This is a genomic window from Paenibacillus sp. P36, from assembly GCF_045866505.1.
GTDB classification, from domain to species: Bacteria; Bacillota; Bacilli; order Paenibacillales; family NBRC-103111; genus Paenibacillus_E; species Paenibacillus_E chondroitinus.
Genome location: NZ_AP038372.1, coordinates 5107566 through 5123022, shown reverse-complemented (window position 1 = coordinate 5123022; position 15457 = coordinate 5107566). Strand labels below are relative to the sequence as shown.

The 15457-nt window shown below is 47.4% G+C and carries 15 protein-coding genes; 14 read left to right on the top strand and 1 reads right to left on the bottom strand.

What is annotated here, in order from left to right:
• Positions 1–5 precede the first annotated feature (5 nt).
• Positions 6–1286: a nucleoside recognition domain-containing protein gene (locus tag ACKTT9_RS23045; protein ID WP_407867776.1), complete on the bottom strand. Its 1281-nt coding sequence runs from the start codon at positions 1284–1286 to the stop codon at positions 6–8.
• Positions 1287–1412: 126 nt separating this feature from the next.
• Here ACKTT9_RS23045 and ACKTT9_RS23040 point away from each other — a divergent pair, with 126 nt between their 5' ends.
• The 14 genes from ACKTT9_RS23040 to ACKTT9_RS22975 all read left to right on the top strand — a co-directional run bounded on the left by ACKTT9_RS23040 (position 1413) and on the right by ACKTT9_RS22975 (position 15447).
• Positions 1413–2537, top strand: a complete 1125-nt coding sequence (locus tag ACKTT9_RS23040) for a SepM family pheromone-processing serine protease (RefSeq protein WP_407867775.1) — start codon at positions 1413–1415, stop codon at positions 2535–2537.
• A gap of 90 nt (positions 2538–2627) precedes the next feature.
• Positions 2628–3137, top strand: coding sequence for a DUF177 domain-containing protein (locus tag ACKTT9_RS23035; protein ID WP_127458419.1), 510 nt, complete (start codon positions 2628–2630; stop codon positions 3135–3137).
• 38 nt (positions 3138–3175) lie between these two features.
• The gene (rpmF, locus tag ACKTT9_RS23030; protein WP_029195321.1) at positions 3176–3349 is read left to right on the top strand and encodes a 50S ribosomal protein L32; all 174 of its coding nucleotides are present in this window, start codon (positions 3176–3178) and stop codon (positions 3347–3349) included.
• 119 nt (positions 3350–3468) lie between these two features.
• Positions 3469–4083, top strand: a complete 615-nt coding sequence (gene fapR, locus ACKTT9_RS23025; RefSeq protein WP_164819829.1) for a transcription factor FapR — start codon at positions 3469–3471, stop codon at positions 4081–4083.
• Positions 4067–5071, top strand: coding sequence for a phosphate acyltransferase PlsX (gene plsX / locus ACKTT9_RS23020; protein ID WP_407867774.1), 1005 nt, complete (start codon positions 4067–4069; stop codon positions 5069–5071). Before fapR ends, plsX begins: the two co-directional genes overlap by 17 nt.
• Positions 5068–6054: a beta-ketoacyl-ACP synthase III gene (locus tag ACKTT9_RS23015; RefSeq protein ID WP_407867773.1), complete on the top strand. Its 987-nt coding sequence runs from the start codon at positions 5068–5070 to the stop codon at positions 6052–6054. Before plsX ends, ACKTT9_RS23015 begins: the two co-directional genes overlap by 4 nt.
• 72 nt (positions 6055–6126) lie before the next feature.
• Positions 6127–7062, top strand: coding sequence for an ACP S-malonyltransferase (gene fabD / locus ACKTT9_RS23010; RefSeq protein ID WP_407867772.1), 936 nt, complete (start codon positions 6127–6129; stop codon positions 7060–7062).
• Position 7063: 1 nt separating this feature from the next.
• Positions 7064–7804 carry a 3-oxoacyl-[acyl-carrier-protein] reductase gene (gene fabG / locus ACKTT9_RS23005; RefSeq protein WP_315951141.1) on the top strand — a complete coding sequence of 247 codons (741 nt, stop codon included), beginning with the start codon at positions 7064–7066 and terminating at the stop codon, positions 7802–7804.
• An 84-nt stretch (positions 7805–7888) separates the two neighbouring features.
• Positions 7889–8122, top strand: coding sequence for an acyl carrier protein (gene acpP / locus ACKTT9_RS23000; protein ID WP_028558238.1), 234 nt, complete (start codon positions 7889–7891; stop codon positions 8120–8122).
• A 94-nt stretch (positions 8123–8216) separates the two neighbouring features.
• A complete protein-coding gene (fabF, locus tag ACKTT9_RS22995) occupies positions 8217–9452 on the top strand; it encodes a beta-ketoacyl-ACP synthase II (RefSeq protein WP_407867771.1) in 1236 nt (411 codons plus the stop codon).
• A gap of 60 nt (positions 9453–9512) precedes the next feature.
• Positions 9513–10214, top strand: coding sequence for a ribonuclease III (gene rnc / locus ACKTT9_RS22990; protein WP_127458426.1), 702 nt, complete (start codon positions 9513–9515; stop codon positions 10212–10214).
• A 95-nt stretch (positions 10215–10309) separates the two neighbouring features.
• Positions 10310–13885, top strand: a complete 3576-nt coding sequence (gene smc / locus ACKTT9_RS22985; RefSeq protein WP_407867770.1) for a chromosome segregation protein SMC — start codon at positions 10310–10312, stop codon at positions 13883–13885.
• A 70-nt stretch (positions 13886–13955) separates the two neighbouring features.
• Complete coding sequence (gene ftsY / locus ACKTT9_RS22980; RefSeq protein WP_127458428.1) at positions 13956–14942, top strand: signal recognition particle-docking protein FtsY; 987 nt, start codon at positions 13956–13958, stop codon at positions 14940–14942.
• Between the two features lie 154 nt (positions 14943–15096).
• Entirely contained in the window at positions 15097–15447 is a 351-nt protein-coding gene (locus ACKTT9_RS22975; protein ID WP_127458429.1) for a putative DNA-binding protein, read from the top strand.
• Positions 15448–15457: the final 10 nt, after the last annotated feature.

Here is a 15457-nt window from a genome sequence, read left to right as displayed (position 1 = left end):
GCGAACTATTGGGCTTTTTTTCGAAAAGTGCTTATAAAAGAAGAAATGATAAGCATAGTGATGATCAAAAGAAGGAACTGAAAGAGGTTAACTCCCCATAAAGCCCATATCGAGCCTCCGTTCAGCTGAGATGCGAATTGTGTGTTCGTGTTTGATGTTTGATCCAACCAGAGAAAACTTGGTTCTGTATCTATGAGAAGGAACTGTACAGGTTTCCAAAGTAAGATGGTACCAACAAAGGCAAGCACGGCGTGCAAGATACGGGACTGGAAGAAAAAGCGGTAGCGTGCTTCTGTTTTTTGGTGAAAGCCAGCAACTTGTGCATGTGCGGACAAGCCGCCCCAGCCAAGAAATGCGCTAATGAGCGCCATTTGTGGAAGTAAGGAGACACCTTGGGCTTGGCTCCAGGAATAGGCTCCGAGATGAATCTCCATCAGACCCGTAATCCATTGCGCTGATGTATCGGTGTGGACATTCAAAAAGCGCAAGAAGAAGGAAATCAAGGGCTCAAGGACTTCTGTAAGACGGGTAATGGTAATGACATTAATCAATACGGAAAAAATCATCATATATCCGCCGATGAGCATTAACGTTTGAACAGAGGAAATTACTGCATCGCCAAGGAGTTTGCCAAATGCTCGGCCATCGTGCAGATAGGCTTGCCGCATTGTTGACAAGGCCATCTTCCAGATAGAGCCTGCTGATTTAGGCGCAGAAATCATTTGATCATCCGAAGGCTGCTCAGGCACTTTAGATATTTTAGGAAATCGCATCAAGAAGCCGGTGACAATAGCAGTCGTATAATGAACGATGGCAAGGATAAGACCAAGTTTTGCACTGTGCAGAAAGCCGATACCCACAACCATGATTAAGAATAAAGGGCTGCACAGGTGGGATAAAGCGGTTAGACGTTCGGTCTCATCTCGCGAGATGAGTTTTTTTTCGCTGAGGGTGGCAGTAATTTTGGCTCCGCTAGGAAATCCTACAATGAGGCCTGAAGCTAACGCCCAACCGCCCACTCCGGGCAAACGGAATATCACTCTCATGAGTGGGTCTAGCAGTACGCCTGTCCCTTGAATGACGCCAAAACCAATCAACAGCTCGATCATAATGAGAAATGGCAGCAAGGCAGGAAAGACGAGTTTCCACCAAATCGTAAGCCCCTCGAGCGAAGATTGAAACGCTTTGTCAGGGAAAAGTATGATAGACACAACTACGAGGGCAGTCAAAGAGCCCAGTACGAGCGTCGTCAGCTTGGGAGTGTAGCTTACTTTTGAAGGCTGCATGGTTTCACCTCATCCTTTAACATGCTTCATTTGTACGCTAAAAGACAGAGGTTTAGACCAAGCTTTCATTCTTGTCCATTGGAAGATAATCATTACATGTAGTAGGCATCAGGAAGGGGAACCTGCATGGAAAACGAAGAAGAGAATCGAATTCACACGTGGTCTAATGATTCCTATGGATATCCGAGAAGATCGTCGACGAGGCGTTATTTAGTTTCGGCGCTTGTCGGAATTGTCATTATTTATTTGTTGTTTTTTGTACGACTACCATTCTTTATTTTCATGCCGGGAACAGCGGAAGAAATTAAACCGATGGTGACAATACCTAAAGGCTCTGATTTGGAAAAGGGAACGTTGATGCTCACGACAGTGCGTGTAGCCGATGCCAATATGATTAATTATCTCATTGGTCTTGTTCACCCTTATGAAGAAATTCAGCCCAAAACGAGTGTTTTGCGCAAAGGGGAGTCCGAGCAAGAGTACACACAGCGCCAAGAATATGTCATGCTGACCTCGCAAGCGAGTGCCATTCAAGCAGCGTACACACATGCGAAGGTTCCTTTTCATATCAATCATGAGGGTGTTATGGTGCTGCAGACGTTGCCAGGCTTGTCGGGAGAGAAGGTGCTCAAACCTGGTGATGTGCTGCTGAAGGCTGGAGAGAAAGATGTGAAAGTGGCTCAAGATTTACTTGATTCATTAAAAGGGAAGAAAGCCGGGGAATCCATCACCGTTACCTACGCTAGGAATAAGGTGGAACAGCAGGCAACATTGGCGCTAGGAGCGCTTCCTCTGCAACAAGGGGAAACGGGTGAACCTCGTGCGGGTATTGGCGTCGTTCCGGCTGATATGCAATCAGTCAAAGCAGATCAAGAAGATCAACAGGTGTCGATTAAGGCTGGAGAGATCGGAGGGCCCTCGGCTGGTTTGATGTTCTCGTTAGAGATTTTTAATCAACTGGTTCCAGAGGATATCACTAAGGGCTATCGCATTGCAGGGACAGGGACCATTGAAACAGATGGCACCGTGGGTCCGATCGGAGGCATTCAACATAAGATTATTGCCGCGGATCGGGAAAAGGCGGATTTCTTCTTTGCTCCCAAAGATGTGACGTATAAAGACGGGACCAAAATTACGAATTACTCCGATGCTGTCCAAAGAGCGAATCAAATTAAGACGAAGATGAAAATTGTCGAGATTGGCACGATGGATGACGCCCTGAAATATCTAGCGGCGCTGCCTCCGAAGTAAGCTCTTTGGGATGAAAGTAAATAGATTTATAATTGACAAAAGGCAATCAAACTGGATATAATAATCTTTGTTTGTTTGGGGTGATATAACATGCAGATTCGTTTTAGAGAGCTTTCTCTGAAAGGACACCCGGTCCATATGACGGAAGAGATGAATTTGACGGCTCCTTTTGAAGGACGTCAAGATATCCTTCGCCATGGTCCTGTGCGTGTCGATCTTCTTGCATCGCATGAAGATGGAGTAGCCAAAGTTAACGGAACGTTAACGCTAGACTTGGAGTTAAGCTGTTCACGATGCTTAACGCACACGAATCAAACAATCGAACTTCCTTTTGAGGAAGTCTTCATGCAAAAGCCAGAGGAAGAAGACCCGGAACTTGACGAGGACATTCATTTGGTCGTTGGAGATAAAGTCGATTTAGAGCCGTACGTTGTAGAAAATGTAGTGGTTGGTTTACCGTACATACCACTTTGTGACGAAGCGTGCAAAGGTCTCTGTCCTGTGTGTGGAGAAAATCGCAATCTCCAGGATTGCGGCTGTAAGCAGGAGAAAATCGATCCTAGGCTTGCAGGTCTCGCGGACTTTTTTAACAAAGAATAAGGCAACGCCCGAAATTCGATGAAGGAGGTGTTTTGAATATGGCAGTACCTCAAAGGAGAACGTCCAAAACTCGTCGCGACAAGCGCCGTACTCACTTTAAATTGGAAGTTCCAGGCATGGTGAAATGTGAACAATGTGGAGAACTGAAGCTGGCACACCGCGTGTGCAAGTCTTGCGGAACTTACAAAGGTAGAGAGATCGTAAAAGCATAAGAATAAGCATAGTACTTCATCCTAGTGTGAGGTGCTATTTTTTTTGCTTTCTTTTTGGTTCTAAATTTAATATACTACAGTTTAGTATCTGGTAATAAGATGAGATCTCACGAGATAAGGTGGTGCTAGCCATCGAACGCCTTCCTAAACGACAAAGGCAGCAGCAATTGCTTCAAGCAATTGAAGCGAATCCTTTTATGACTGACGAGGAACTGATGCGAACGTTTCAGGTTAGCATCCAAACCGTCCGGTTAGACCGATTGGAACTAGGTATTCCTGAGCTGCGGGAACGCATGAAACACATGGCTGTCAAAACGTACGATCAAGTGCGTTCACTGTCCATTGATGAAGTCATTGGTGAAGTGATCGATTTACAGCTGGACCAAAGCGGTATTTCGATTTTTGAAATTAAAGAAGATCATGTTTTCTCAAGAACCAAAATTGCAAGAGGACATCATATATTCTCACAAGCAAACTCCCTGGCCGTTGCCGTTATCGACGATCCAATCGCCTTGACAGCCTCAGCAGACATCCGGTTTATACGTTCTGTAAAGCTAGGAGAGAAATGTATCGCCAAAGCCTATGTGCGTTCCGTTTCCAAAGGGAAAGCAAGAGTTGAAGTGTCTTCCTACGTTGGCGATGAGGCTGTGTTCCGAGGTAATTTCGTGATCTTTCATTCGAAGAAAGAGCAACATCTAGAGAGGGAGGACAAGCTGCATGCGGATCGCGATTGATGCCATGGGCGGCGATAATGCCCCGAAAATTGTAGTGGAGGGTGCTTTAGCAGCGGCCAAAGAGTGGAAGGACGTACATATCATTTTGGTCGGCAACAGCGCTGTAATTGAAGCCCATCTCACAGAGAGACCGGCAAATATAAGTATCCGTCACACGGAGGAAGTCATTGAAGCGGAAGATGAGCCTGTGAAAGCAGTGCGGCGCAAAAAAGATGCCTCCATGGTTGTAGCGGGTAAACTAGTACGGGAGAAAGAAGCGGAAGCGATGATTTCCGCTGGAAATACAGGCGCATTGATGACGACGGGCTTGCTCGTGGTTGGAAGAATCCCGGGCATTGAGCGTCCGGCTCTGGCCCCTATGATCCCGACAATGGATGGCAATGGTGTGCTGGCCCTCGATTTGGGTGCGAATATGGATGCTACGCCGGAGCAATTGCTCCAGTATGCAATCATGGGCAGCATTTACCGTTCCAAAGTGCATGGCATATCTAAGCCGCGCGTAGGCCTTTTGAACGTAGGAACAGAGGCTGCCAAAGGGAATGAACTAACCAAAACGGCATATCCTTTAATGGAGCAAGGACCTATTCATTTTGTAGGAAATGTCGAATCTTCTCAGGTTCTCCGCGCTAAATGCGATGTTATCGTATGCGACGGGTTTGCCGGGAATATTATGCTGAAATCGCTGGAGGGTGCGGCATCAGCCATTTTCTCCGCACTGAAACAGGAATTTACGAAGTCGATATTTACCAAGGTGGCAGCAGCGGTTTTGAAACCAGGTCTTACCAATTTCCGTAAGAAGTTGGACTATAACGAGCATGGAGCGGCACCATTCTTGGGGATAGATGGATTGGTCCTGAAGAGCCATGGTTCCTCCGATGCAAATGCCATTAAAAATGCGGTTCGCCAAGCTAGAATAGCTTTGCAAAATGATTTGGTTGGCACGATATCTGCCGAAATAAGCCATGGGAAGAGAGATATTACAACATGAACCTAATACCAGTTGGGGTGCTTGGTACAGGGAAATATGTACCTGAACGCATATTAACGAATCAAGAATTGGAAACGATGGTTGAGACGAACGATGAGTGGATCGTCACAAGAACAGGCATCCGTGAAAGAAGGATCGCCGCTGAAGGACAAGCAACGTCCGATCTTTGTTACGAAGCATCATTGATCGCACTGGCCAATGCCGGCATTACGGCAGACCAACTTGATCTGATTGTCGTTTCCACTATTACGCCGGATATGGCTTTCCCATCAACGGCTTGCATCCTACAAGAGAAGCTGGGAGCCAAAAAAGCAGCGGCATTTGATTTATCCGCGGCATGCTCAGGTTTCGTATATGGACTGGCTAATGCATCTAACTTCATTGCAACCGGAACTTATAAATATGCCCTTGTCATTGGTGCAGATTGTTTATCCAAGATTACAGATTATACTGACCGGAACACGTGCATTTTGTTCGGTGATGGTGCTGGAGCCGTTGTGATTGGCGAAGTACCAGAAGAAAGAGGCTTCAAGTCCTTTGAGCTTGGTGCTGACGGCACAGGCGGGCCGCTGCTCAAAATTGAGGGCGGGGGATCACGCAATCCTGCTTCACAAACATCGATCGATCAACGTATGCATTACATCTACATGGCTGGAGCTGAAGTTTTCAAATTCGCGGTGCGGATTATGGGGAACGCAGCAGATGAAGTTCTGAACAAAGCAGGCTGGGACAAATCGGATATTGATTTGCTAGTTCCGCATCAAGCAAACATGAGGATTATTCAAGCTTCCTTAAACCGACTGGAAATGACCGCAGATAAATGTATGATTAATCTCGATAAATACGGCAATATGTCGGCAGCCTCCATTCCCGTAGCGCTCGCAGAAGCTGCTGAGCAAGGCAGACTAACAGAAGGCGATCGCCTTGTGCTGGTTGGTTTCGGCGGGGGTCTAACTTGGGGCGCAACCGCGTTGGTTTGGTAGTTTAGTTCATTTTATACTTGATATTCATCTATTTTATTTAAAATCTATTGCCAAAGGGGATCCTATTCTCGTATGGGTAAAATTGCGTTTGTTTTTCCTGGCCAAGGCTCGCAGTCAGTTGGGATGGGCCATGATTTATACACGAATCATCCGGCTGCCAAAGCTTATTATGACCGCGCCAATGAAGCGCTGGGCTTTTCCTTGTCTGATCTGATCTTCGAAGGTCCGGAGGACCAATTGAAGATCACGTACCACACGCAGCCTGCCTTATTGACAACAAGCATCGCTTGTTTGGAAGCATTCAAGGCTGCGGGCATCACCCCAGACTATGTCGCTGGACATAGTCTGGGTGAATACAGCGCGCTCGTCGCAGCCGGCGTGCTCGCTTTTGAAGACGCGGTCCGCACAGTGCGGGCCCGCGGTGAGTTTATGGAGCAGGCCGTCCCTGGCGGCCTGGGCGCGATGGCGGCCGTGCTCGGAGCCGAGCGCGAAGCGCTTGCGGAGCTGTGCAAGGCCATCACTAGCGGCGGCTCCGTCGTGGAGCTCGCCAATGTGAACTGCCCGGGACAGATTGTCGTATCGGGCAGCAAAGAAGGTGTGCAAGCGGTTGTCGAACGCTGCAAAGAAGCGGGTGCGAAGCGGGCGATCCCGCTTGAAGTGAGCGGACCTTTCCACTCATCGCTGATGAAACCGGCTTCGGAGCGTCTCGCTGACGTGCTCGCATTCGTCGAGATGACCGAGGCAGCCGTTCCCGTTGTGGCGAACGTTACAGCACGCCCTGTTACAGCTCCAGCAGAAATCCGTGGTTTGCTTGTCGAACAGGTATATTCCCCTGTATTATGGGAGGACACAATTGCGTACTTGATCAGCGAAGGTGTAGATACGTTTATTGAACTAGGATCAGGAACCGTGCTTGCCGGTCTGATCAAAAAGGTCGATAAAACGGTCAAAACCGTTTCGATTGGCAGCCTCGAAGCTTTGGAGAAGTATTTACAGGAGGTGCAATAACATGCTAACGGGTAAAGTAGCACTGGTAACCGGGGCATCCCGAGGCATCGGCCGAGCGATTGCTTTGCATTTGGCTGAGCATGGCGCAGATGTTGCTGTAAATTATGCAGGAAGTGAAGCCGCTGCTGAAGAAGTAGTAGCAGCAATTGAAGCAATGGGGCGCAAAGCCATCAAACTCCGTGCTGACGTGAGCAGCTATCAGGAGTCCGAGGAATTAGTTAAGCAAACCATTGAAAAATTTGGTAAGATTGATATTCTTGTGAATAATGCAGGTATCACAAGAGACAATCTAATCATGCGAATGAAGGAAGAAGAGTTTGATCAAGTCATTGCTACGAATCTGAAGGGTGTATTTAACTGTGTGAAAGCTGTTACACGTCCTATGATGAAGCAAAGATTCGGTCGAATAATTAATATATCTTCTGTAGTCGGCGTGCTCGGAAATCCGGGACAGGCTAACTATGTAGCAGCCAAAGCCGGCGTGATTGGTTTAACCAAGGCTACGGCGAAGGAGCTTTCCACTCGGGGCATTACCGTGAATGCGGTGGCGCCAGGTTTTATCGAAACCGATATGACCGACAAGCTGTCGGCCGAGATGCGCGAGCAAATGTTGAAGCAAATTCCGTTGGAGCGCCTTGGTCAACCCGAGGAAATCGCAAAGGTTGTTCGCTTCCTGGCATCCGACGATGCATCCTACATGACAGGCCAAACACTTCACGTGGATGGTGGCATGTACATGTAAGATTCGCCAAAAAGAGAATCTCCAAATTGCCTACTGGCAATCTGTCAAAGATTCTCGTATAATACCAAAGAGGAGGTGAACCGGATGTCCGACGTATTGGATCGTGTTAAACGAATTGTAGTCGATCGTCTAGGGGTTGATGAAGCTGAAGTCACCCTCGAAGCATCTTTCAAAGAAGATCTTGGTGCTGATTCTCTCGATGTAGTTGAATTAGTGATGGAATTAGAAGATGAGTTCGATTTAGAAATTTCAGATGAAGATGCTGAGAAGATTACGACAGTAGGAGAAGTTACGAATTACATAAAATCTCATACGTAATAGTCTACAGAGTCCCGTTTCTAATCAAGACGGGACTTCTCTCCATTCTTAGTCAATTAAAAAATGAAGATTCACTACATAGAAGGTGGTACAGATGAAAAGAGTTGTAATTACAGGTATGGGCGTAGTTACTGCCCTTGGTCAAGAGTTGGATACGTTTTGGGGCAATTTGACGGCCGGTAAGTCCGGTGTCAGCTTGATCGAGAATTTTGATGTAAGCGAATACCCAACACGCATTGCAGCAGAAGTGAAAGATTTTAATATTGAGGATTATGTGGATCGCAAAGAATCCCGTCGGATGGACCGTTTCGTACAGTTCGCGGTAGCAGGCGCTCTTAACGCTCTGAAGGACGCGAATTTGAACCTGAAAGAGGATACGGATCCAGAACGCGTCGGGGTTTCCGTTGGCTCTGGAATCGGCGGTTTGAATACGTGGGAAGAGCAGCATAGAATCCTTTTGGAAAAAGGTCCAAAACGTGTTTCTCCGTTCTTTATCCCAATGATGATTGCGAATATGGCTTCGGGCCACATCTCGATGGTTACAGGGGCTAAAGGACCGAACTCCACAGCGGTGACAGCTTGTGCCACAGGAACGCATTCCATCGGTGATTCCTTCAAAATGATTCAACGCGGCGACGCGGACGTAATGATCTGCGGCGGAGCAGAGGCGACGATTACGCCGATTGGTGTGGCTGGTTTCTGTGCGCTGCGCGCGATGTCCACTCGCAATGATGAGCCGCATTTGGCAAGCCGTCCATTTGATACGGACCGTGACGGTTTCGTTATGGGCGAAGGATCAGGCGTTCTGATTCTGGAGTCACTTGAACATGCGGAACAGCGTGGGGCACGCATCTATGCGGAAGTCATCGGATATGGGATGAGCGGTGACGCCTATCACATGACAGATCCGGATCCGGACGGAGCAGCACGTTGTATGGTGAAAGCGATCAAGGATGCTGGCATTTCGCCAGATGAGATTTCTTACATTAATGCTCACGGAACATCAACACCAGTTGGTGATAAGTCGGAAACAACAGCGATCAAGAAAGCGCTTGGCGATCATGCGTACAAAGTAGCGGTTAGTTCTACGAAGTCTATGACAGGGCACTTGCTTGGAGCTGCCGGAGGCGTTGAAGCCGTAATCTGTGGTCTGACAATCGCTAACAGCTTGATTGCACCAACGATTAATCTGGTGAACCAAGATCCGGAATGTGATTTGGATTATGTACCGAACCAAGCACGACAAGCAAAAGTTGATATTGCGATGTCCAATTCATTTGGTTTTGGCGGTCACAATGCAACGATTATTATGAAAAGGTTCCAAGCATAATTTGCCTGCCTGCGAAGAAAGATAACGAAATAGCATTCTCTCTGGGTGGTGAATTAAGCAATGAACCGCAATGTTAAGGAATTGCAGCAGCGGATTGGCATCACATTTCGAAAGTCAGAGCTGCTGAAGCAAGCTTTTACCCATTCTTCTTATGTGAATGAGCATCGTATTGCCGGACATAAAGATAACGAGCGTCTGGAATTTTTAGGAGATGCCGTATTGGAATTAACCGTTTCGGAATTTTTATATGATTCTTATCCCGGGCGTTCGGAGGGCGAGTTGACGAAGCTGCGCGCATCGATTGTTTGTGAGCCGTCACTCGTTACGTTTGCTGAAGATTTGGATTTTGGCGCATTTGTATTACTTGGTAAAGGCGAAGAGTTGACTGGTGGACGCAACCGTCCGGCTCTTCTTGCCGATGTTTTTGAATCCTTCATTGGTGCTTTATATTTGGATCAAGGCATAGATGTTGTCAAAGGTTTTTTGAAGAAATATGTATTTGCAAATATCTCCAGTGAAGGTAAGTTGCTCGTTATTGATTACAAGACTCAGCTGCAAGAGCATACTCAGCATCATGGAATGGGTTCTCTGGAATACCGGATCGTGAATGAACGGGGACCTGCGCATGAGCGTGAGTTTGTAGCTGAAGTACACATGGATGCCGACCTTCTAGGAACCGGAGCGGGACGTTCCAAGAAAGAAGCTGAGCAGCAAGCTGCTGCGCAAGCTTTGTTGAAATTGAATGTGACCGTTCAGCGGTAAGTCATATAGCATAAAGAGGCAGCTGAGGCTGCCTTTTTTGTTTTTTTCTCTTATTTTTAGAAGGGATATGTTACAATAATTTCTGAGGTGAGACCATGTTTTTAAAACGGATTGAATTATCCGGGTTTAAGTCTTTCGCAGACCGGACGGAGCTGGAATTTGTGCGCGGTATCACCGCGGTTGTAGGTCCGAATGGGAGCGGAAAAAGTAATATTTCCGACGGTATCCGGTGGGTACTGGGGGAACAAAGCGCGAAGTCTTTGCGTGGCGGTAAAATGGAGGATGTTATTTTTGCGGGTAGTGATGCGCGCCGGGCGGTCAATTATGGCGAAGTATCGCTGACACTGGATAACACGTCACAATCGCTTCCGCTGGATTTCAATGAAGTAACGGTTACTCGCCGAGTACATAGGAGTGGGGAAAGCGAATATTTAATCAATAAGCAGCCCTGCCGCTTGAAAGATATAACGGAATTGTTCATGGATACGGGAATCGGGAAAGAAGCGTATTCGATTATCGGACAAGGACGTATTGAAGAAATTCTTAGTACGAAATCAGAGGATCGCCGTGGTATTTTTGAAGAAGCCTCGGGGATTGTTAAATATAAATCGCGTAAAAAGGAAGCGGAAAAGAAGTTAAGTGATACCGAGCAAAATCTGCTCAGGATTCATGATTTGGTTTCAGAATTAGAGGATCAAATTGAACCACTGCGTGAGCAATCGGAGAAAGCGATTCGTTACAAGGAGCTGCGTGAAACGCTCAAAAGCAGTGAGATTGCCATGTATGTTCATCAGATTGATCAAATCTATATCTCATGGAATGAAGCTTTGCAGAAGCTCGAGAAGCTCGTAAAGGAGCAGACAGAGCTTTCAACCATTGTGAATCAGCATGATGCGCATTTGGAGAAGCATCGGTGGGAAACGCGCAGGCTGGAAGAGGAGCTGGAGAAGCTTCAAGAAAGTTTGCTTGTTCTGAGCGAGGAATTCGAGAAATGCGAAGGGCACGGCGAGGTACTCAAAGAGCGTAAAAAAAATTACGCTGCCAATTTCCAGCAGCTTAGCAGCACAATTGCCTTGCAGGAACAGCGCAAAATAGACAAGGAAGCTGAGATTAGCGAACAACGTGAGAAAATCATTCAAATCGGCGCGCAGCTTTTTGAATTTCAAGCCAAGCTGACGGCTGAAGAACAACGGCTGCTAGGGGTTAACGGTGGAATTAGCTCTTCGCCGGAAGATCAATTAAAGGGTGAGCTCTTAGAGACCTTAAACCGGATGGCACAAGCCCGGAACGAAATTCGTTATGCGGAGCAGCAAACGGAAAGTATCGGGCGCAGGCTGGAAAGGCTTGACGATGAGCGGCAGAAATGGGCGGAGCAGCGCGAGAAAATCACCGTCCGCAAGCAAGAATTAACGTTAAAACTGGAAACAACGGTTAAGGAAATCGAAGACACCAGACAGCAGTATGTCCAGCTGACGCAAAGTATGAAAAATAAGCAGGGCTTGCTTGATGATGCGTTGGGCATGGTCCGCAAATGGGAACAGAAGTTGGATGCACTGACATCACGCCGCGACACCATGAAAGAAATGGCCAACGATTACGACGGCTTTATGCAAGGTGTCAAAGAGGTGCTTAAAGCGAAAAGCCGCAAGGATTTGCGGGGGATTCGCGGTGCTGTCGCCGAACTCGTGAAAGTGCCGGCAGATGTGGAGATCGCGATTGAAACCGCTTTAGGCGGGGCTTTACAAAATATCGTCGTCGAAACGGAAGCCGATGGGCGTGAAGCGATTGCGTTCTTGAAACGCCGTCAAATGGGACGGGCTACGTTCTTGCCGATGAATGTTATCCGCGGGCGTTCGATTTCGGACAACGAGATCAATTCTCTCAGATCGGCAAAAGGTTTTGTAGGTATCGCAGTAGATCTAGTATCGTTTGATTCTACTTATCAAAACATTTTCTCTAGTCTTCTAGGCAATGTGGTTGTTGCCCAAACGTTAGAAGATGCGAATCATATTGCTGCAAAAGCACAATATCGTTATCGGGTTGTGACGTTAGAAGGCGATGTGGTCAATCCCGGAGGATCGATGACGGGGGGGAGTTTGCAGAAAAAGTCAACAAATCTGCTAGGCCGTCAGCGCCAAATTGAAGAGTTGGATAATGAAATCAAACATTCGGAGCAGCAGCTAAGTGGTTTGCGTGGTCAGACCAGCGTCATGAAACGTGAAATTACGGATGAGATGATGGCTGTGGAGCAGCTTCGCCAACTAGGCGAGCAAAAGCGTATTGAAGAGCAGCAAATCCGCGCGGAATTAAATCCACTAGAAGCGGAGAACCGCACGGTGGAGGAGCAGCTTTCCCTGGATAGCCAAGACAGGGGGGCGTTGCTGGAAGAGCAAGCTGATCTTGGACGCAGGAAAACAGAGTCCGAAGCGGCGCTTGCCGAGCTGCAGGAAGAAGAAGCTTCCTTGCAGCAAGCAATCCGTGATGCCGAAAGTTCGCGGAAAGCCAGCGAATCCGAGAAAGAAGAGCTGCAAGGGCAGCTGACGGATCTCAAAGTGAAGGTGGCTTCCATTTCCCAAGAGAAGCAGTCTCTTCAAGATCAGCAGCGGCGGTTGCAGCAAGATCTTAGCGAGTCCGATCGAGAGATGGAGATGAACCGTGGGCTACTGCAGCAGCTGGAGCAGGATATGAGCGCTCTTGAACAGGAAACGGTCCTTCAAGTAGAATTGCTTAACGATCTCAAACTGAAGAAGCAGCAGTGCACAGAGAGCATTGATTTCAAACGAGCGGAGCGAACCGAATGGTTGCAAAAGCTTGAGCAGGAAGAGAATGAAACGCGTGCACAGCGCGTACAGTTAAAGCAGGTTGAAGAAAGCTTGCATCAAACCGAAGTAAGAGTAACTCGTCTGGATGTTGAGCTGGAAAATTTGCTGAAAAAGCTTGGCGAAGAATACGAGCTTAGCTACGAGCTGGCCAAAGAACGTTATCCGGTTCCGGAAGATATCCAGGGTACGCAGAGCAAAGTGCGTGAGATTAAACGCGAAATTGCCTCCCTAGGCGAAGTCAACCTCGGTGCGATCGAGGAATTTGCGAGGATCTCCGAGCGTTATGAGTTTTTGAGTGCGCAAAAAAATGATTTGATCGAAGCCAAAACTACGCTCTATCAGGTTATTCGCGAGATGGATCAGGAGATGTCCAAGCGCTTCAAGACAACTTTTGATGCCATTCGTTCGCATTTTGGCGTTGTTTTCTCCAAATTGTTTGGTGGAGGACGCGCGGATTTGATCTTGTCAGAGCCGGAAAATATGCTGGATACGGGGATTGAAATCGTCGCCCAGCCGCCTGGCAAAAAGCTGCAAAATCTTCAGCTCTTATCAGGGGGAGAACGCGCGCTTACGGCAATTGCGCTGTTGTTCTCAATCATTCGGGTCAAGCCGGTTCCTTTCTGCGTACTGGATGAAGTAGAAGCTGCCTTGGACGAGGCGAACGTATCCCGTTTTGCGGAATATTTGCGTGAATTCTCGGAAATGACGCAATTTATCGTCGTCACCCACCGCAAAGGAACGATGGAAGAGGCTGACGTGCTATACGGTGTAACCATGCAAGAGGGCGGCGTTTCCAAGCTCGTTTCTGTTCGATTGGAAGATGAGGAAGCGGAAATGTCAGCATCTTAATGAGTTTTAAATTTTGACAAACGCGCTCGCCCCATTGGGGCGGCGAAGTTGTTTATTCTTGGGAGGAACTATGAGTTTTTTTAAACGGTTAAAAGAGAGCATTTCGAGCAAGGCCGAAGCGGTCACGAATAAGTTCAAAGAGGGACTAAGCAAAACGAGAGATGTATTCGTTGAGCGTGTCGATGACTTATTTAGCCGCCGCAAAAAGATTGATGAAGATTTCTATGAAGAGCTGGAAGAAATTCTGATTGGCGCGGACGTAGGCGTAAACACGGTTCTTAAGCTCATTGATCAGCTTCGTGCAGAAGTGAAAAAACGCAAGATTGAAGATCCCGCAGAGCTGCAGCCTATTCTTTCGGAAAAACTGATCGAACTGCTGAAAGGTGACGCGGATGCAGGCCTGAATTTAAACCCTAATGGTTTGTCAGTTATCTTGTTCGTAGGCGTCAATGGCGTTGGGAAGACGACAACGATTGGTAAAATGGCGCACATGTTTAAATCCCAAGGGAAAAAAGTGCTCATGGCTGCCGGTGATACATTCCGTGCCGGGGCGATTGAGCAGCTGGAGACTTGGGGACAGCGTGTCGGCGTTGATGTGATTAAGCAGCAGTCCGGGGCTGATCCTGCTGCGGTTATGTATGATGCTGTGCAAGCAGCCAAAACCCGCGGCGTGGATATTTTGCTCTGTGACACGGCAGGACGCCTGCAAAATAAAGTGAACCTGATGGAAGAGCTGAACAAAATTTACCGCGTTATCCAGCGTGAAGTACCGGATGCTCCTCATGAGGTTATCCTTGTGCTTGATGCGACAACAGGTCAAAATGCGCTTAGCCAGGCTAAGCTGTTTGGTGACAAAACCGGATTGACCGGACTAGTGCTCTCCAAGCTTGACGGAACAGCCAAGGGTGGCATCGTGGTAGCGATCCGTCAGGAACTATCCCTGCCTGTGAAGTTTGTCGGTCTCGGTGAAAAAATGGATGATCTTCAGCCATTCGACTCTGAGCAGTTCGTGCATGCCTTATTTGGCAAATGGATCGGCGAGCAAAAAGAAGAATAGTCGGAATAAATTCTCCTCTGCCGGCAGTCGGTTAGAGGGGGATTTTTTTGTTTGCGAACTGACAAGGTAAAACGCTTGACATTCATCTTGGAATTCAGTATGATAGGTTCTGTTGTGCTGGTGTCAAGGGTGCAACCTTTACGGAGGTGGGTTCATGACTGTCGATCAAATGCTTGCGAAAACCAATCGCATTAATCTGTTATTTGATTTCTATGAACCACTTTTAACCGAGAAGCAGAGAACTTTCCTTCAATTGTATTTTCATGATGATTACTCTCTCGGAGAGATTGCTGAGAATTTCGAAATAAGCCGCCAAGCGGTGTATGAACATATAAAACGAGCAGAGTTAACTTTACAGGAATATGAAGCTAAACTGCATCTGTTACATAAGCATGAACAACGCATGAAGCTGCGCACTGAGCTGGATCACATGCTGGATGGTTGTGAACCTGAGCTAAAGAGGAAAACAGCGGAGCTTTTTGATACAATAATAGGGATCGATTAAAAAGTGTAAG